Below are 19,058 nucleotides of genomic sequence, written 5' to 3' on the forward strand. Positions count from 1 at the left end.
AACGACCATGGCCCGCACCAAGTCCGGCGCCGGCGACTCAGCCGACGCGCCCAAGAAGCAGAAGAAGCCCAAGAAGCAGCGGTGGTACCACCAGGTCTGGGCCGCCTACAAGATGACGAAGCGGCAGGACCCGCTCGTCACCTGGATCATGCTCGCGGTCTTCTGCGGCATCCTCGCGCTCGCGCTGCTCATCGGGTTCCTCACCGGGCACCCGATCTACGCGACCATCGTCGGCCTGCCGTTCTCCCTGCTGGGGGCGATGTTCGTCCTCACCCGCAAGGCCGAGCGTGCGGCGTACACCCAGATCGAGGGACAGCCGGGTGCTGTCCGCGCGGCGCTGGGCACCGTGCGCGGCGGCTGGAACTTCCAGGACGAGCCGGTGGCGGTCAACCGCCAGCAGGACCTGGTCTTCCGGGGCATCGGCCGACCGGGCGTCGTCCTCGTCTCCGAGGGCCCCTCGCACCGTGTGCAGCGCATGCTCGAAGACGAGCGCCGACGCACCGCCCGCGTCCTGCCGAACGTGCCGATCACCCTGCTGCAGGTGGGTTCCGAGGACGGTCAGATCCCGCTGCCCAAGGTCGCGCGCAAGGTGCAGCGGATGAAGAAGAAGCTCACCCGGGCCGAGGCTGCCGAGGTCGGCAAGCGTCTCAAGGCGCTCGGCGGCGTCCGCCTTCCCGTCCCCAAGGGCATCGACCCGATGAAGGCCCGCCCGGACCGCAAGGGGATGCGCGGGCGCTGAGCCCTCGGTCCAGCAAGCCCAGCGGCACGCTCCCAGCGGCCGGTACGGTCATCGACGCACGATGACGGTGCCGGCCGCTCTGTCGTGCATGCCGCGACCGTCGGCGTCCCAGACCACGGCGGGGATCACCAGGCACACCAGGAGCGCACGGACTGCTGCGCGCCCGAACCCGACCAGATGCGGCTCCTCGGCCCCCAGACGCCGCACCTGCAGCCCGAGCAGGCGGTGCCCGATCGTCGAGCCGACGGAGGCCACCAGGACGAGATTCATGACGGCGAAGATGCCCAGCGTGGCTCCCTCGTGGAAAGCGAAGAAGCCGTAGCTGATCCCGCTGGCGACCGCCCAGTCGAGGCAGAGCGCGACCACGCGCCGGCCGAGAGGTGCCTGCGATCCGGACCCTGACGACGGCAGACCGAGCCGGTCGGGCCCTTGCGTCTCACCTGTCGGGACACTTCCGCCGGACAGCCACGACCCGAGATCGCCACGTGAAGCCATGTAAACAGCCTACGCGCGGCAACCAGCGGGTCACGTAACACGGCCGAAACATACGCGCTATGCAAGGGTAACCCTGCAGCCCTAGCGTCAAGGGCGCCGAGCGACCTGGCACCGTCTCACCAAGGAGAGCCTGCATGTTCACCAATGCCGAGGAGGCAATCGCCTTCACCCGCAACGAGGGGGTGGAGTTCATCGACGTCCGGTTCATCGACCTGCCGGGCGTGATGCAGCACTTCAACATCCCCGTCGGGCAGTTCGACGAGGACTCCTTCACCGAGGGCCTGATGTTCGACGGCTCCTCGATCCGAGGCTTCCAGGCGATCCACGAGTCGGACATGAAGCTGGTCCCGGACGTCACGACGGCGTACCTCGACCCGTTCCGCAAGCGCAAGACGCTCATCATGAACTTCTCGATCGTGGACCCGTTCACGGACGAGCCCTACGGCCGCGACCCGCGCACCATCGCGGCCAAGGCCGAGGCGTACCTGCGCTCCACCGGCATCGCGGACACGGCGTTCTTCGCCCCCGAGGCCGAGTTCTACATCTTCGACGACGTGCGCTTCGCGACGTCGGCGAACTCCAGCTTCTACCAGATCGACTCGGTCGAGGCGGCCTGGAACACCGGGCGCGAGGAGGAGGGTGGCAACCTCGGGTACAAGACCCGCTACAAGGGTGGCTACTTCCCCGTCTCCCCCAACGACCAGTTCGCGGACCTCCGTGACGACATCTGCGCCGCGCTGGCCCAGGTCGGTCTCGACGTCGAGCGCGCGCACCACGAGGTGGGCACCGCCGGCCAGCAGGAGATCAACTACAAGTTCAACACCCTGCTGCACTCCGCCGACGACCTGATGAAGTTCAAGTACGTCGTCAAGAACGTCGCCTGGCAGGCCGGCAAGTCCGTCACGTTCATGCCGAAGCCGATCTTCGGCGACAACGGCTCGGGCATGCACTCGCACCAGTCCCTGTGGCAGGACGGCGAGCCCCTCTTCTACGACGAGAAGGGCTACGGCGGCCTGTCCGACACGGCCCGCTGGTACATCGGCGGTCTGCTCAAGCACGCGCCGTCGCTGCTCGCGTTCACCAACCCGTCCGCGAACTCGTACCACCGCCTGGTGCCCGGCTACGAGGCTCCGGTCAACCTGGTCTACTCGGCCCGCAACCGCTCCGCGTGCATCCGCATCCCGGTCACCGGCAACTCGCCGAAGGCCAAGCGCGTCGAGTTCCGCGTGCCGGACCCGTCGGCCAACCCGTACCTGGCGTTCGCCGCCCAGCTCCTCGCGGGCATCGACGGCATCAAGAACCGCATCGAGCCGCCGGCGCCGGTCGACAAGGACCTGTACGAGCTGCCCCCCGAGGAGCACGCGGAGATCGCCCAGGTCCCCGCCTCGCTCGGCGAGGCCCTCGACAACCTCGAGGCCGACCACGAGTTCCTCACCCAGGGCGACGTCTTCTCCGAGGACCTCATCGCCACCTGGATCGACTACAAGCGGACCAACGAGATCGACCCGATCCGTCTGCGCCCGCACCCGCACGAGTTCGAGCTGTACTACGACATCTGATTCAGGGGTTTCCACCCTCTGTCAGTAGTTGCCGAAAACGGCGCCTGACCTGCGGAAACGTCTTTCGACGTCTTCCAACGGCAGGCGCCGTTTTTCGTTGTCGTGCGTACCCAGTGCACCCCAAAACCGGTCCGCGCGCTGGCGCCCCGGGGCATGCTCCTCCTCCCGATGGCGCAACTCGCCCAGGCCTGCATGTCCAGCGTTTCTGGACATAGCGTCCTATGATGGGTGCATGGCCACAGCCGAGGAGACGCTCAGAGCAACGCTTAGCGACACGGAGTACAACGCGTTGACGGTACTCGCCGGCAGTGCCGACGAGCTGTCGGGCAGGAAGGTCGCCACTGCGCTGAACGTCTCCCCCACCACCGCGAACGACGCCCTCGGAACCCTCGCGGAGGCAGGCTTCGTGACATCGAGGAAGTCCGGGCGAGCGACCCTCTGGCGACTGGCCGTGACAAACCCATCGATCTCGACCTGGCTGGAGGAGACGATGCCGATAGGCGCGAGTCCTTCAACCGGCTCCAGTCCCTACTCAACCGGCGGCGGTGGTGTCCGCCTCGAACACACCTACGCCGCGTGCCTAGTCGCCAGTCTCTTGGCGGGGGACGCCATTCCCGAACTCGGGGACGCAATCTCAGCCGACTCGATCCGTCTACAGGCCAGCGACAGAAGCGATGTCGATGACATCCTGCTCGAAGGACGCGACGCTCACGGCGAGGTTCACCGATCGTCGATCGCCGTGCGCAGGAGTCCCTTGCTCACGAAGAGCGACTCCGCCTCAGTTCCGCTGTTCCAAGACTTCCTGAGTGTCGTCATTCACCACTGGACCACCGTCGAGGCTGGGCACTGGCGACTGGTTCTCGCGGTCTCAACCAACGCCAATGCGATCACGCAACTCGCGGAACTCGCGGAACTGGCCAGCTCCCTCCCGAATGCAGCCGAGTTGGAGGACCGACTAGCGCAGCCAGGACGCACCAACGCCAACGTCCGTAACCGCTACGAACACCTCACGAGTCTTGTTGAGCAGGCTGCTGAAGACCTGACCTCAACCGAGGGAATCGAAACCGCGGAACTTGTGTGGCGACTGCTGTCGTGCCTCACCGTCCGCGAGCTACGCCTGGAGAGAACTGACCGCGTCGATCGCAGCGCTGCTGTGAACACACTTCAGCGCATCCTTCGCGACGGAACCCCGGCCGCCGCAGATGCACTGTTCTCACGCATCGAAGAACTCGTGGGCACCTGGGCACCGCAAGCCGCAGTGTTGAACCAAACTGTGATCCGCCGAAGCCTGAGCAACTACCCCTTGGCAACGTCACCAAGGTTCGCGAGCGCGTGGTCTGTCATCGACCGCTTGGGTTTGCGACTCCGCGAATCAGTCCGACCCGCGCTCGGCGCCGGGTCATGCACCCTTGAGCTGGAGCGTTCAGCGGAGCGGGCCCGCGTGAAAGCCGCCATGAAGTTGGTCGGCGACTCAGCCGGATCCCTCGTCGTCACGGGCGACCCTGACGTCGGGAAGTCCGCATTGTGCCTCCGTGTAGCAGAAGGGCTCCACGGCCTCGACGCCACCGTCACGACCCTCAGTTTGCGAGACCTTCCCCAGAGCACCGCCGAGTTCGAGACTCTCCTGGCCGGGCCCTCGATCGACGAGGTGCTGGCCGCTGGCGCAACGGCACCGCTCAGGCTAATCCTCGTCGACGGTGCTGAGTCCGTACTCGAAGGCAAGGCCGCCGTGCTGCAAACGCTTGCTACGGCCGCGATGAAGGCGGGCCTCGGTGTCGTAGCCGTCACCCGGACGGATGGGTCGCGTCACGTTCAGGATGTTCTGTCAAGATCCTGCGAGCTCGCCGGGATAGGCACGCCCCCAACCGAGCTGGTCCTGGGGCCCCTCGCGCAGGGCGAGCGCGCCCAAGTGGCCGCTACGTTCCCTGCCCTTACGCGGTTGGGTGGCGACGGCCGGGCGAGTTGGCTGCTCGGTCGTCCGGGCTTACTTGATGTGCTCCTACGCACCGGTCAAGAACTCGATCCAGCCGAGTTCCTTTGCGAGGCCGACGTGTTTGGCGCGGTGTGGCTCAGCCTCATTCGGGGGAACGAGGAACGCCGCACGGGAACCGCGTCGCCAGACGATCGCGAACGTGTGATGCTGTCGGTGGCCAAAAGGGTTCTTGGCCTGGTCGGCGATCACGTCGCTGGGACAGCTGCTGGTGAGTTGCGATCTGACGGTGTCCTCCGGCTACCGAACAATCCGGCCCTGTCTTCCGGAGACGAGTTCTCGACCGATCTGTTCCGTGACTTTGCACTTTGCCGCCTCTTCATTGTCGAGGGCTGGCAGACTCTGGAAAGCGCCAACGCCCCCCGCTGGTCGATTCGCGCGGCTCGGCTCGCATGCCAAGCCGCACTGGTCGCCCATGGGGCCGCAACTGCATGGAACAAACTGACGGCCCATTTCACGCCAATTGCCGAAGCACACGGGGCAAGGTGGTCAGAGGTGCCGTTCGAGGCGCTCCTGACTCTGGGAGGCGCCGATCAGGCCATCCGCGAGCTGTGGGATTCGCTGACCGACGGCGATGCCACAGCGCTGGCGACCCTCCTCCGGCTAGCGGAAGCGCGCTTCGTCAGCGGAACGTTCGGAGACGTCTTCGCGCTCGCGCCGCTGGTCAAGGTCGCTTTCTGCGAGCGGCCAACCATCCCCAGTGGTCAGCGTTTCGGGCACCGCGCACTCCGCGAGGTCATCAACGACCTCGTCCTCGCCTGGCTCCGAGGCATGGCTACCTCACAACTCCAGCCCAACAGCCTCCGTCAATCTGTACGTGACACGATCCTGCTCGACGACCGCCCCTACTATGACGAGTTCGCCGTAGAGGCACTCGCAACGCTTGGGCCCGATCTCAACGAGCGCGCAGAGACATGGCTACGCGACGTGGCGCGGGAGCGACCGGGAAGCCTGAACGCCACTGTCGAGTCGCTTGCAGTTTCAGCAAGCATGTCCGTGGCCCGACCCGAGGTACTGCTCGATCTTGCCGAGGCCTACTACATCGAACTGCCTGACCCTCGCGACCGATGGGGAGGACACACACTGGACGATGGCATTCGAGACTTCAAACACGGCGTCGGGCCGGGCTTTGGAGTCCCCGCAGCCGCTTGGTACTACGGACCGTTCTTCCGACTGCTCAACTCTCGCCCAATCGAGACGATCGCCTTCATCAACCGGATGCTCGACCATGCGGCAAGGTTCCGCGTCGATAAGATGTCGACTTATCGCCACGGAAGCGATGCGCCAGAAGACCTCGAAGGTGTCCGCCTCGACCTACCCGGCATCGGCGAGCGGTTGTTCGTCGGCGACAGCCATGTATGGGCCTGGTACCGCGGAACTAGCGTCGGACCCTACGCCTGCATGAGCGCGCTCCTCGCGCTGGAGCGATTCGCCGATGACATGCTTGAGCGAGTAAAAGTTCCCGCTCAGCGGCTCGTAGAACTCCTCCTCGCCGACTGCCACAACCTCGCGGTCCCAGGACTTGTGGTCGGCATTCTCACCCGTCACCCCGAGGCAACTGGCGATCTACTCGACCCGTTCCTTGCCTCACCCTCGGTCTGGCACCTGGAGTCCGCCCGCGTCACCGGTGACTACGGCTTCCGCGTGCGGGATCCGGACGCCGACAAACTCACCGGCTCAGATCGACGGCAGTACATGTTCCACGAGACCGTCGCCGGGATGGTCATCAACGCGCGGCTAGCTGGCAACGAGGAACGCCTCGCACAACTGGGCTCCCTTGGCGAGAAACTTGTCGCTGCGGCCCGCACCAACTTGGAGGGACCGGAGGGCAACTACGCCGAGTACCTGGCAACGATCGATAGCTGGGCGGCCGAATTTTGCATCGAGAACTACCGCGCGAGCAGGAATGGCGAGCAGGTCCTGATCCAGTTCGAGCGCCCGGAGCCGATCGAGCGCGTCTTGGCACCGCGTGATGAAGACTTCCAGAAGACGAACGCCCTCTATGGACTTCAGAACACCTACGGACGCTTCAACGACGAGCCGACGAAGTGGCCGCTCGACACACTCGCTGAAGACCTCGCCACTGCCCGTCGGATCGAAGAGGGCCAGCACGTCCCTGAAGGCATGCTCTGGCCCGAGAACGCGCTCGTCGCGGTCGCCGCGGCGGCAATTCGCTCCCACGCCCTCGACCTAGCAACGATCGTTGAGCCCGATCTCCGTTGGGCAATCGAGGCCCTGCTGTGGGCAGCCGAGAACCCTCGTGTCGACGAAATGAGCTACTACGAGACCACGTTTCCCATGGGCGCTGATCGAGCCGCCGCAGCAGCCCTCCCGCTCCTGCTCCTCGACCCGTTCGACAACCTCGGCCTCGACACGGCCCGCGTGGGAAACGCCCTCGCAGCCCTCGCGACCAGTCTGTTCGACGAAGTGCGTGCGATCTATGTGAAAGGCTGCGAGCCGCTCTGGGAAAGGTCGTGTGACGTTGACCATGCTACGGGGGTCTGCCGCCGGCATAGTCCTGCCTGGTCAGCGGTGACGAGGGGCCTGCGTGACTGCCGCCTAGGCGAATGGAGCCAGGAGACCCAACGCCGCGAGCCTGATCCGCTTCCGCCGCCTTTCGATGTGACGCTGCCGTCCGTCAGTGCAGACGCAATGATGGTCAATCGGTTGCGGATGCCGCTCTCGGTCATGGTCGACGCTCGGCGCGTGCCGTGTCTGCAGGAGGCCGTGAGTGGGCTGTGGACTCCTCTGTGGGACTCCTACCGCCGAGGAACCGCGCATTGGTGGGAGGAAGGCTACGACCACCACGCGCAAGCGAAGCATGAGCCGATCGCCCAGCGGATGGTCCAAGTCGCCCTGGATGACGATCCTGAGGTTGTCGAGACCTTCGTCAGGACGCTCGCTGCCAACTCGAACGCACTCCATCTGCTGTTCGATGGCTTCGCAACCGTTTTCACGTATGCGGATGACCTTCGCTCGGCGATGCCCGATTTCTGGCCGCGCGCGCTTGAGACTGCGCTGGATGCCGTAGGCGACGGATCAGCTCTTCGATCTGAGCATCATTGGTTCGACTACATGGTCGCGGCCCTGCTTCCAACTCCCAGCCCTCACTCGTGGGATCCAGACATCGACGGCACGTTCACTCGAGCACGCCAGAACTGGATCCGGCCTGAAGCACTCGGCGACCTCGCTCCACGGTGGCTACAGCTCGCGAAGCACGAATCAAAGGCCGTAGACGCCGTCATCAAGTTCGGCAGGAGCGCCACCCGGGCTTGGCAGACCACTGTGGCGCTGGAATGGATCGAGGTCATCGTCGACCACCGCTACGACCTGATCGCAAACCGCTTGTACTACTTGGAGGAGTGGTTCACCGAACTCCGGAGCGCCAACGTGATCCACGGTGAAGTCCGCACTAGGTACCACCGAATCATCGATGGTCTCGCCGCGGCCGGCGACCGGGCCGCCGTTCGTCTTCAGCAACTCGACGAGTAGCCAGTTCGACTCCCCACCGGTCCCCCGAGTACACCGGGTCCCCAGTAGTTGCTGACCTCCGTAATCCGGCTCTCCGCAGTTGAGGGGGGTGCCCGGGTGACACGCCGGGCGCGGTGGTGATGGCCGGGTAGGGGTCGAGGCCTCCAGGATCGGGAGCGACCAAGCAACCCTGCCCCTGAGAGGCCTCGACGTGTCCGAGCCGACGGCCTGTAGTTCGTGCTGCCCTGATCCGACATCTGCTCATCTGTACTGCGTGCGCTGCGATCTGCTGGTGGGGCTCGAGTCGTTGCACGTGATCGACGTTGACCGCGACGGCGACGGCCTCGTCGTGGCGGTGGAGTCGCCGCCCGGGCTGATGGGCTGCCCGTCCTGCAGCGTCGTGGCCACCTCGAAGGGGCGTCGGGTGGTCGAGCTGATCGACGTCCCGGCGTTCGGGCGCCCGGTGCGGCTGCGGTGGCGCAAGCGTCGCTGGGTCTGCCCGGATCAGGACTGCGAAGTCGCCTCGTTCACCGAGCAGAACTTGAGGTTGCCGCCCCGCGGGCCGTGCTTGAACCGCAAGGTCGTGTTCGCGAACGTGGCCACCGTCTTCACTGCGGCGGTCGACGACGGGATGCTCGCGAAGAACCCGTGCGAGGCCCCGTCGGTTCGCAGGCCCAAGTCCGACCCGAAGAAGCTCGTGCCGTGGACTCAGCAGCAGGTGCTGTCGATGAGCGACGAGTTGCCCAACCGCTACTCGCTGGTCGTCGTGCTCGGCGCGGGTCTCGGGCTCCGGCAGGGAGAGAGCTTCGCCCTCTCCCCCGATTACCTCGACCTGGAGCGCGGCGAGGTTCACGTCTGCCGTCAGATCAAGGTGTTCGGCGGCAACGTGCTTGTCTTCGGGCTTCCCAAGGGCCGCAAGACCCGCAAGGTCCCCCTGCCCGACGGCGTGCTGGAGGCGATTGCCCGGCACATGACGCAGTACCCGCCGCTTGAGGTCACGCTGCCGTGGATGGTCCCGGATGGGAAGGCGACCACGGAGTCACTGCTGTTGACCACGCGGGAGACGAAGGCACTCAACCGCAACTACTTCAACACCTACCTGTGGCGACTGCTCTGGTGCGGGCAGGCATCCCCGACCTGCGGGAGAACGGCTGCCACGCGCTGCGGCACTTCTTCGCCAGCACCGCGCTCCACGAGGGCGAGACCATCAAGGCCGTCAGCGAGTACCTCGGTCACGCCGACCCTGGGTTCACTCTGCGGACCTACACGCACCTCATGGAGGGCAGCTCCGAGCGCACCAAGCGGGCCATTGACGCCGTATTCGGCACCCAGTCCGATGCCGAGGAGCAGGTCACCGAGGATGAGGACGGCGCCCTCGACGACGTCGGCACCCTGCCCGACGCGGACGACGAGCGCCGGGACTTCGACGACGATGGGGAGGACCCGGAATGAGTGGTCTGACTACCGTTGATGTCACGTTCCCGGTACACTTTGGTGACATGGCGACGTTGTCACCCGCTGCGGTGATCCGAGAGACGCGGGAGAAGACCTTCGTCCGCGTGGACAGGCTCCCCGGCTCCTCGACCGCTGCCCGGAAAGCAGCGTCGCGAGCAGTCAAGGATGGCCTGCTGCTGCCGGTGCGCCGGGGGCTGTACTACCGGGGTCGTCGCACCCGGTATGGCGTGACGGCTCCCCGGGCCGAGGAAGTCGCCCGCGCGGTGCTTGGCACACGGGGCATCGGCCCGGCTGGTTACTCCGCCGCCCGAGCCTGGGGTGTCACCACCCAGATCCCTCCGGTGTGGCATATCGCGACCCTGCGCACCGTCGACCCCATCGACGGCGTGATCCAGCACGAGCGCCGCAACCTCGCCCGCGCCGACCTCAACGAGAAGGAAGTCGCGCTGTTGGAGCTGCTGCGCTCCCCCGAGGTCTACGTCGAGGCCGGCTGGGACGCCCTGGTCGAGAAGGTCCGGACCGCGCTGCGGTCCGGCGAGGTCAGCGCGACGCGGCTGCGCGAAGCGGTGCCGGGCGAGTACAACCGCTCGGTGCGTGACAACTTCGCCCGCCTCGAAGCAACTGTGGGCATGGCGGCATGACCGACCAACTGTGTCGTCACCCCGATGACCTGGAGGCCCTCGTCGCCCGCACCGCTGCGGCACGGGGCCTTCCGGCTCCTTACGTCGAGAAGGACTTCTGGGTCACCGAGGTACTCCGCGCCGCCTCTGTCGACCGGACCGTCGGAATGCCCGACGGATCGACTGCGCCGGTGGTATTCCTGTTCAAGGGTGGCACCAGCCTGAGCCGCGTCTTCGGGATCGTGGACCGCTTCTCCGAGGACGTCGACCTGCTCGCCGTCTTCCCCGACGGCGCCGCAGCCAACGCCCGGCACAAGGTCCTCAAGCAGGTCGACACCGACGTCACTGCCCAACTCGGCCTGACCAAGTCCGACGTCACTATAGGCGCGTCGACGACTGGCGTGAAGCGGTACACGACCTACCACTACCCCGTCGCCGAGTACGACGAAGGACTCAAGGAAGGCGTGCTTCTCGAACTCGGCAGCCGCGGCGGCACCTACCCCGCCGGACCGCACTCCTACCGCTCGATGGTCGCCGATTACGCGATCACCGAGCTCGGCGAGACCGAGGACACCTGGGAGGAGTTCGCCTCCTTCACGGTCAACGTGCTGGCGCCCGAGCGGACCCTGCTGGAGAAGGTCGCCGCTGTCCACGACGCCGCAGTGCGCAGCGACACCGAGATCCTGCTCAAGCACGGCCGGCACTTCTACGACATCGACCGGCTCCTCAACACCGCGACCGTCGTCGAGGCACTCGACGCACTGGGGTCGGACGGGTTCGCCGAGCTGGTCGAGGATATCAACGCCCACAGCGCCGACGCCGGGTTCTCCTGGAGCCCACGCCCCGATGGCGGGTACGCCGACAGCCCGGCCTTCGACCCACACTCCGAAGCGCGCGAGACGATCCGCGCGGCGTTCGACGCCGCACAGGACCTCATCCACGGCACCCGGATCACCCTCGATGACGTGACCATGACTGTCCAGACGAACCGCGAACGGCTATGACATCGTGATCGCCGAGCGTACCCAGAGCGTACCCAGCGACCTGATCAGCGACGTTTCCGCAGGTCAGCAGTGGTCATCCAGTCACTACTACGACATCTGATCGATAGTCGCAGCACGAGCGACGCCCTCGGACGACTTCGGTCGGCCGAGGGCGTCGTCTTTCGCCGGGCAGGAGAACGAGAGGGTGGGACGCCGCTCCCCTACTGTCGATCCCATGCGCTCCGCCGGGATCGACCTCTCGACCGACCCGAGGAAGACCGGTGTCGCGACGATCGAGTGGCGCCGCGACAGCGCGGTCCTGACGAGTCTCGCGCTCGGTGCGGACGACGACAATCTCGTCGCGCTGATCGATGGCGCCGACAAGTCCGGCATCGACTGCCCGCTGGGCTGGCCCTCGCCGTTCGTCGACTACGTCGTCGCCCACCGCGCCGGCGGGCAGAAGCTCACCGTCCCGGAGACCCGCAGGTCGCTCCTCCTGCGCACGACGGACCGGCACACGATCGAACGCACCGGCGTGCGGCCTCTCAGTGTCTCCGCCGACCGGATCGGCGCCACGGCCATGCGGTGCGCCGCACTCCTGTCGAGGCTGACGCAGGCCGGTGCCGCCGTCGACCGCTCAGGAATCGACGGGCCGGTCGTCGAGGTCTATCCGGCAGCCGCGCTGAGGATCTGGGGGCTCCCGCACCAGGGCTACAAAGGGCCGACCTCGACGAACACAGCGGTTCGCGACGAACTGGTCCGGCGATGCGAGGCTCAGATGCCGTGGCTCGACCTCGGCGACCACACCGCCCTCTGCCGCACGTCGGACGACGCGCTCGACGCCGTGGTGTGCGCGGTCCTCGCCGGCCTGGCTCACCAAGGACTGTGCGAGCCGGTGCCGCCCGATGCCCTTCCCGAGGCGCGCACCGAAGGCTGGATCGCCCTGCCGTCCGCGGAACGGTCCGGGCAGCGGTTCCCGACGCCCTGACCCGGCGATGGGTGATCACCCTGAACGCCCCCTGGTCTACGCCTGGAGCCCTGTCCGTCGCCGACCTGCACGGCTAGCGTGAGCCTCGTGCCAGTCATCTCCACGGAACGACTCACCAAGCGATATCCGGGCGTCACCGCGCTCGAGGCGCTGACCATCGACATCGGCGACGGCGTGACCGGGCTGGTCGGCGCGAACGGTGCCGGCAAGTCGACCCTCATCAAGATCCTCCTGGGGCTGACCGAGCCGACCTCGGGTGGTGCCAGTGTCCTGGGGCACGACATCCACACCGAGGGCCTCGCCCTGCGCAGCCGCGTCGGCTACATGCCGGAGCACGACTGCCTGCCGGGTGACGTCTCCGCCACCGAGCTGGTCGTCCACCTGGCCCGCATGTCCGGGCTGCCGACGTCGGCCGCCCGCGAGCGCGCCGCCGACACCCTGCGCCACGTCGGGCTCTACGAGGAGCGCTACCGGCCGATCGGCGGCTACTCCACCGGGATGAAGCAGCGGGTCAAGCTCGCCCAGGCCCTGGTCCACGACCCGGACGTGGTCTTCCTCGACGAGCCCACCAACGGCCTCGACCCGGCCGGACGGGACGAGATGCTCGCCCTGGTGCGGCGCATCCACACCGACTTCGACATCTCCGTGCTGGTCACCTCGCACCTGCTCGGTGAGCTGGAGCGGATCTGCGACAACGTGGTGATCATCGACGGGGGCACGCTCCTGCGGTCCTCCTCGGTGGCCGACTTCACCCGGTCCAGCGCCCAGATCGCCCTGGAGGTCGTCGCGGAGCCCGCGGACGCTCTCGCCGCACTGACTGCCGTGGGCCTGCGGGTCACCCGGGACGGCCCCCTGCTGCTGATCGAGCTGGAGGGTGAGACGACGTACGACCTGGTGCGCGACGCCGTCGCCGACCACGGGCTCGGGCTGGTCAGGCTGCAACCGCGGCGCCACCACATCGCCGAGGTGTTCGAGGAGGAGGCCACCCGTGTCACCCGCTGACAGCGCGCCGTCAGGCGTCATCCACAACATCGGCTATCGCGGCTACGACGGCGAGCGCCTGACCCGACGCGGCATCACGTTCGGCCTCTACGCGCACAGCCTGCGCGGCATCTTCGGGCTGGGGCGCGCCGCTCGGTCCAAGGTCGTGCCCTTCGGCATGGTCGTCGTCATGCTGCTGCCTGCGGTCGTGCTCGCCGTCGTCGCCGTCGTCGGCGCGGGACTGGGTCAGCTCGACGGACCGGTGGTTCCGTACACGCGGTACGCGATGATCCTGCAGGCCGCCCTGGCCATCTTCGTCGCGGTCGCGGCACCCCAGGCGGTGTCGCTCGACCTGCGGTTCCACTCTCTGCCGCTCTACCTCGCGCGCCCGCTGGAGCGGGTCGACTACGTGCGGGCCAAGCTCGCCGCGATGACGACGGCGGTCTTCCTCCTGCTCGCGGCACCCCTACTGGTGCTGTACCTCGGCTCGCTGGCGGCCCGGTTCGACGCCGGACGCGAGACGCTCGACCTCGCCCAGGCGCTGCTCGGTGCGCTGCTGTTCGCGGCGGTCCTGTCCGGTCTGTCGCTGGTGATCGCGTCCCTGACCGCTCGCCGCGGGTTCGGCATCGCCGCGATCGTCACGGTGCTGGTGCTGAGCTACTCGATCGTCTCCAGCCTCCAGGGCGTGGTCGCCTTCGAGGCCGATGACGCGACGACGGCCGGATGGATCGGCCTCTTCTCCCCCATGACCCTCGTCGACGGGGTGCAGGTCTGGGCCTTCGGCGTCACGTCCTCGACGCCGGCCGGCCCCGCGGGCGACCTCGCCGGGCCCACGTTCCTCGTGGTCGCCCTCGCGTTCGTCGCACTGGCCTACTGGGCCCTGACCCGGCGCTACCGGAAGGTGAAGGTCTGATGGCCACGCTCAGGATCGAGGAGTGCTCGCGCTGGTTCGGCAACGTCGTGGCGGTGAACGACGTCTCGATGTCGATCGGCCCGGGGATCACCGGGCTGCTGGGACCCAACGGCGCCGGCAAGTCAACCCTGCTCAACCTGCTCGCCGGGTTCCTGCCGCCGTCGGCCGGCACGGTGACGCTGGACGGTGCCGCCACCTGGAAGAACCCCGAAGCGTACCGGGTGCTCGGCATCGTCACGGAGCGGGAGGCCACCTACGACTTCCTCACCGGTCGGCAGCTCGTGGTGGCCAGCGCCGAGCTGCACGGGCTCGCGGACCCGGGCGCAGCAGCCCAGCGTGCGCTCGCGACCGTCGCCATGCAGGACGCCCAAGACCGCAAGGTCGGTGAGTACTCCAAGGGCATGAAGCAGCGGGTCAAGATGGCCTCCGCCCTCGTGCACGACCCGATGGTGCTGCTGCTCGACGAGCCGTTCAACGGGATGGACCCTCGCCAGCGCCTGCACCTGATCGAGCTGCTGCGGGGCATGGGGGCCGAGGGCCGGACCGTGCTGTTCAGCTCACACATCCTCGAAGAGGTGGAACAGCTCGCGCACCAGATCGAGGTGGTCGTCGCCGGCCGGTACGCGGCGTCGGGCGACTACCGCGAGATCCGGCGGCTCATGACCGACCGTCCGCACCAGTACACCATCGTCTCGAGCGACGACCGGGTGCTCGCCTCCGCCCTCGTGGCCGACCCCTCGACGGCCGGGGTCAGCCTCGAGGACGGTGTCCTGCGGGTCCAGGCCCGGGAGTTCCTCCGCTTCGCGGAGCTGCTCCCCCGGGTCGCCCGCGACGCCGACGTCCGCCTGCTCGAGGTCTCGCCGGCCGACGAGTCCCTGGAGAGCGTCTTCTCCTACCTCGTCGAGAACTAGGAGCCACCGTGAATCGCACCATCGTCCGCCTGACCGCCCAGGGGATGCTCGGCGGCAGACGCCTGTGGCTGCTCGGCGCCCTGGCCCTGCTGATCGTCGTGATCGCGGTCGCGACCCGGCTGCTCGTGCCGGTCTCGGAGGCCGACGCCGCCGGGCTGCTCCGCGCTGTCGCGTTCTCGACCTTCCTGCCCCTGTTCGGGCTCATCGTCGGCACCGGGGCGATCGCCCCCGAGATCGACGACGGCTCGATCGTGCACCTGCTGGCCAAGCCGGTCTCCCGGCACACGATCGTGCAGAGCAAGCTGCTGGTGGCGATCGGGGCCATCACAGCCCTGGCCGTCGTCCCGACGATGCTCGCCGCCGTCATCCTGGGCGCCGGGCCGCAGACGGTGCTGGCGTTCGGGGCGGGGGCGCTGGCCGCCGGCGCGGTCTACAGCGTGCTCTTCCTGCTGCTCACGGTGGTCACGCGGCACGCCGTCATCATCGGGCTGGTCTACGCCCTGATGTGGGAGAGCCTGGTCGGCAGCTTCGTCCCCGGCGCGCGGTCCCTCAGCGTGCAGCAGTGGGCGCTGTCCGTCACGGAGTCGATCGCTCCCGCCGGGCTCGTGACGGCGGACGTCGGCCTCGGCCTCGCCTGCGGCCTGATCGTGGGCGGCTTCGTCGCGGCGACCTGGTACGCGGGCAACCGCCTGAACGTCCTCACGCTCGCCGCGGAGGACTGACGCGGAGCACAGCGCAGGGTGAAGACCGAGGGACGAGGTACTCGCCCGTAGCGGAGCGCAGCGGCAGTCCGACCCACGGGCTCGGAGGACTGAGGCAGATCAGTCCTCGCCGTACACGACGCGCTCCATGACGGTCCGTGCGCGCCGTGACGCACGCAGGTAGAGCTCCTCCAGCTCGCCGCCCGTGCCCACGTCGCCCAGCAGGTTCGCCAGCCCGGACAGGGCCCAGGAATCGGCCGGCAGCACGTCGCCACGCGGTCCGCCGACCTTGCCCGACCACAGCACGAGGGCGGACCGCAGGCGGGACGCCAGGATCCACGCCTCGCGCAGCCACTCGGCGTCGTGCACGTCGAGCAGGCCTGCCGACTCCGCGGCGTCGAGCGCGGCCACGGTCTCGGTGACCCGCAGCCCGGGCACCTCGTGCGCGTGCTGGAGCTGCAAGAGCTGGACCGCCCACTCGACATCGGAGACGCCGCCACGGCCGAGCTTGAGATGACGCGTCGGGTCGGCTCCGCGCGGGAGCCGTTCGGCCTCGACCCGCGCCTTGATGCGGCGCACCTCCCGCAACGCGGTCGCGGAGAGCCCGCCGGCCGGGTAACGGTACCGGTCGACCATCGCCGCGAACCGCCCGGCGAGCTCGACGTCGCCACCGAGGGCTCCTGCGAGTGGCCGGGCCCGCAGCAGCGCCTGCTGCTCCCACACGTCGATCCACCGCTCGTAGTACTCGCTGTACGAGCCGAAGGTGCGCACCAGAGCGCCCTGACGTCCCTCAGGACGCAGATCGGCATCGGTCGGAAGGTTCGGCTCGGGCCCGACGGCGGAGAGCATCTTCTGCAGCGTCCGCGCGGTCCGCAGTGCGAAGTCCTGCGCCTGCTCGGCGTCCGCGCCGGGGAGCGGGTCGTGCACGAACATCACGTCGGCGTCCGAGCCGTAACCCATCTCGCGCCCCCCGATGCGCCCCATCGCGACGACCAGCATCCGGGTGGGGTTCGCCGCAGGGTCGGGGCCGAGCCCCATCTCGGAACGGGCCGCGAACTCGGCCACCCGCTGCCCGCCGAGCAGCACCATGTCCGCGGCGTCCGTGATCGCCGCCTGGGCACGCACCGGGTCGAGGACACCCAGGACCTCGCCGGCGCCGGTCCGGGCGAGCTCGCGCCGCCGCAGGGCGCGCAGCTTGGTCCCGGCGGGCCCGGGGTCCTCGGACCGGGCGAGGACGGCGTCGGCCTCCGCCGCGAGCCGCTGTGGTCCGCGCGGCTCCAGCCGCGACGTCTCGGCGAGCCACTGGACCGACTCGGGCGACCGGGCCAGTGCCTCGGCCAGGTAGCGCGACGACGCCAGCAGGTGCGCGAGGTGGTACGCCGCGTTGCCGGAGTCGCGCAGCAGCCTCAGGTACCAAGGGGTCCCGCCGAGCGCCTCCGAGAGCTTGCGGAAGGCGAGCAGCCCCGCGTCCGGGTCGGCACCGTCGGCGAACCACCCGAGCATGACCGGCAGGAGCTGGCGCTGCAGCGCCGCACGCCGTGACGTCCCCTCGGTGAGCGCCACGACGTGACGCATCGCCCCGTCGGGATCGCGGTAGCCGACGGCAGCGAAGCGGGCGCGGGCCGCCTCCGGAGCGAGCGACAGCTCGTCGTCGGAGAGCTGCGCCCACGCCGGCAGCAGCGGCCGGTAGAAGACGGCCTCGTGCAGCGCCCGGACCTCCCGGCGGGTGTCCCGCCAGCGGCGCATCAGGTCGTCGGCACCCTGGCCGCGCATCCCCAGCGACCGGGCGAGGCGGCGCAGGTCCTCCTCGGAGGTCGGCAGCAAGTGCGTCCGCCGCAGCCGGAAGAGCTGCACCCGGTGCTCCAGGGAACGCAGGAAGCGGTAGCACTCCCCCATCCGGGCCGCGTGCTCGCGTCCCACGAACCCTGCCTCGGCGAGCGTGTCCAGGGCCGCGAACGTGTTGGCGGCGTGGATCCTCTCGGCCGTGCGGCCGTGCACGAGCTGGAGGAGCTGCACGGTGAACTCGACGTCGCGCAGACCCCCCTTGCCGAGCTTGATCTGCCGGTCGGCCTCGGCGACGGGGACGTTCTGCTCCACGCGACGGCGCATCGCCTGCGCGTCCTCGACGAAGTGGTCGCGGTTCACGGCCGCCCACACGAACGGGTCGACGGCGTCCCGGTACGCGGCGCCGAGCTCGACGTCGCCCGCGACGTGCCGCGCCTTGAGCAGCGCCTGGAACTCCCAGGTAGCGGCCCAGCGCTCGTAGTAGGCCAGGTGGCTCTCGAGCGACCGGACGAGCGGTCCCTGCTTGCCCTCGGGGCGCAGCGCGGCGTCGACCTCCCACAGCGACGGCTCGACCGACGTTCCGCCACACACCTTCTGCAGGCGGGACGCGAGCTGGGTGCCCACCCGCATGGCGGCGGCCTCGTCCATCACCGGCGTGCCGTCCGCCGCCAGCGCCGGCTCGCAGACGTACACCACGTCGACGTCGGAGACGTAGTTGAGCTCCCTGCCACCGGTCTTGCCCATGCCGATCACCGCCAGCCGCACGCCCGCGCCGTGGTCCGGCAGCTGGGAGCGGGCGATCGCGAGCGCTGCCTCCAGTGCCGCGGCGGCGAGATCGGCGAGCGCCGCGGCGACGGCGGGCAGCACGGCCAGCGGGTCGGTGGAGGTCAGGTCGGTGGCGGCGATCCGCAGCAGGTGTGCTCGGTAGGCCCGCCGCAAGGCGTCCGTGGCGGTGCTGGCGGCAGCGTCGCTCCATTCGTCCGCGGCGACCGGGACCTCCGCGGACGGGTCCGCGCCGACGGCGCGCAGCAGGTCGGCACGGACGGCTGCAGGGTCGGAGCCGATACCGGAGTCGTCACCGGCCAGCACGTCGAGGAGGTCGGGACGCCGCACGATCTCGTCGCCGAGGGCGGACGACGCACCCAGCACGGCGAACAGCCGCGTGCGGGTGGAGCTCTCCGGTTCCGAGGACTCGACGGCCAGCAGGCGGTCCATACGGTCGCCGGTGCCCGGCGCGCCGGCGAGGCGGACGAGCTGCAGGAGGGCGAGGTCGGGATCGGCCGTAGCTCCGAGCGCGCGCAGCACGGGGTCGCCGTCGTCGGCGGGCAGGCGCTGCTGGAGGGCGTCGTCGGCCCACAACGACGCTGAGCGGGTCAGGTCGGCGAACCCTGCCCGGAGGAGCCTCCGGGTCAGGGTCTCGCGCCTACCGGTACCGGACGTCGTCGAACTCACGTCCCGACCCTAGCG

Annotated in this window: 14 protein-coding genes and 1 pseudogene; 12 read left to right on the forward strand and 3 right to left on the reverse strand. The window is 68.6% G+C overall.

All coding sequences use genetic code 11. From position 1 onward, the window contains the following. The first annotated feature begins 7 nt into the window (after window positions 1-7). Window positions 8-739: a DUF4191 domain-containing protein gene (locus PZC42_RS18330; protein ID WP_277213142.1), complete on the forward strand. Its 732-nt coding sequence runs from the start codon at window positions 8-10 to the stop codon at window positions 737-739. A 48-nt stretch (window positions 740-787) separates the two neighbouring features. Here the strand turns inward: PZC42_RS18330 and PZC42_RS18335 are convergent, their stop codons facing one another. Next, complete coding sequence (locus PZC42_RS18335; protein ID WP_277213144.1) at window positions 788-1,234, reverse strand: RDD family protein; 447 nt, start codon at window positions 1,232-1,234, stop codon at window positions 788-790. A 134-nt stretch (window positions 1,235-1,368) separates the two neighbouring features. Between PZC42_RS18335 and glnA the strand changes: the two genes are divergently transcribed. The 3 genes and pseudogenes from glnA to PZC42_RS23610 form a co-directional block, all read left to right on the forward strand. After that, the gene (glnA, locus tag PZC42_RS18340; RefSeq protein ID WP_277213146.1) at window positions 1,369-2,793 is read left to right on the forward strand and encodes a type I glutamate--ammonia ligase; all 1,425 of its coding nucleotides are present in this window, start codon (window positions 1,369-1,371) and stop codon (window positions 2,791-2,793) included. A gap of 232 nt (window positions 2,794-3,025) precedes the next feature. After that, complete coding sequence (locus tag PZC42_RS18345; RefSeq protein WP_277213148.1) at window positions 3,026-8,275, forward strand: helix-turn-helix domain-containing protein; 5,250 nt, start codon at window positions 3,026-3,028, stop codon at window positions 8,273-8,275. A gap of 355 nt (window positions 8,276-8,630) precedes the next feature. After that, window positions 8,631-8,747 (forward strand): annotated as a pseudogene (locus tag PZC42_RS23610) (transposase family protein); the annotation flags it as partial. An 11-nt stretch (window positions 8,748-8,758) separates the two neighbouring features. Here the strand turns inward: PZC42_RS23610 and PZC42_RS18355 are convergent. Further along, entirely contained in the window at window positions 8,759-8,932 is a 174-nt protein-coding gene (locus tag PZC42_RS18355) for a hypothetical protein (protein ID WP_277213150.1), read from the reverse strand. A gap of 423 nt (window positions 8,933-9,355) precedes the next feature. Between PZC42_RS18355 and PZC42_RS18360 the strand changes: the two genes are divergently transcribed. From PZC42_RS18360 to PZC42_RS18395, 8 genes are all read left to right on the forward strand, one after another. Beyond that, window positions 9,356-9,706 (forward strand): tyrosine-type recombinase/integrase, encoded by a 351-nt coding sequence (locus PZC42_RS18360; RefSeq protein ID WP_277213151.1) that lies wholly within the window; start codon window positions 9,356-9,358, stop codon window positions 9,704-9,706. A gap of 47 nt (window positions 9,707-9,753) precedes the next feature. Beyond that, a complete protein-coding gene (locus tag PZC42_RS18365) occupies window positions 9,754-10,350 on the forward strand; it encodes a hypothetical protein (RefSeq protein WP_277213153.1) in 597 nt (198 codons plus the stop codon). Next, a complete protein-coding gene (locus PZC42_RS18370; RefSeq protein ID WP_277213155.1) occupies window positions 10,347-11,333 on the forward strand; it encodes a nucleotidyl transferase AbiEii/AbiGii toxin family protein in 987 nt (328 codons plus the stop codon). The genes PZC42_RS18365 and PZC42_RS18370 overlap by 4 nt, the downstream gene beginning before the upstream one ends. Window positions 11,334-11,547: 214 nt before the next feature. After that, window positions 11,548-12,300 (forward strand): DUF429 domain-containing protein, encoded by a 753-nt coding sequence (locus tag PZC42_RS18375; RefSeq protein WP_277213156.1) that lies wholly within the window; start codon window positions 11,548-11,550, stop codon window positions 12,298-12,300. A gap of 87 nt (window positions 12,301-12,387) precedes the next feature. Continuing rightward, a complete protein-coding gene (locus PZC42_RS18380) occupies window positions 12,388-13,302 on the forward strand; it encodes an ABC transporter ATP-binding protein (RefSeq protein WP_277213158.1) in 915 nt (304 codons plus the stop codon). Next, window positions 13,289-14,194 (forward strand): ABC transporter permease, encoded by a 906-nt coding sequence (locus tag PZC42_RS18385; protein ID WP_277213160.1) that lies wholly within the window; start codon window positions 13,289-13,291, stop codon window positions 14,192-14,194. The genes PZC42_RS18380 and PZC42_RS18385 overlap by 14 nt, the downstream gene beginning before the upstream one ends. Beyond that, window positions 14,194-15,105: an ABC transporter ATP-binding protein gene (locus tag PZC42_RS18390; RefSeq protein ID WP_277213162.1), complete on the forward strand. Its 912-nt coding sequence runs from the start codon at window positions 14,194-14,196 to the stop codon at window positions 15,103-15,105. Before PZC42_RS18385 ends, PZC42_RS18390 begins: the two co-directional genes overlap by 1 nt. Before the next feature lie 8 nt (window positions 15,106-15,113). Beyond that, window positions 15,114-15,827 (forward strand): ABC transporter permease subunit, encoded by a 714-nt coding sequence (locus PZC42_RS18395; RefSeq protein WP_277213164.1) that lies wholly within the window; start codon window positions 15,114-15,116, stop codon window positions 15,825-15,827. A gap of 99 nt (window positions 15,828-15,926) precedes the next feature. Here PZC42_RS18395 and PZC42_RS18400 read toward each other — a convergent pair whose 3' ends face one another. Further along, window positions 15,927-19,043: a bifunctional [glutamine synthetase] adenylyltransferase/[glutamine synthetase]-adenylyl-L-tyrosine phosphorylase gene (locus PZC42_RS18400; protein ID WP_277213166.1), complete on the reverse strand. Its 3,117-nt coding sequence runs from the start codon at window positions 19,041-19,043 to the stop codon at window positions 15,927-15,929. Window positions 19,044-19,058 lie beyond the last annotated feature (15 nt).

Origin of the sequence: Isoptericola croceus (assembly GCF_029382255.1) — a bacterium.
Lineage (GTDB): Bacteria > Actinomycetota > Actinomycetes > Actinomycetales > Cellulomonadaceae > Isoptericola > Isoptericola croceus.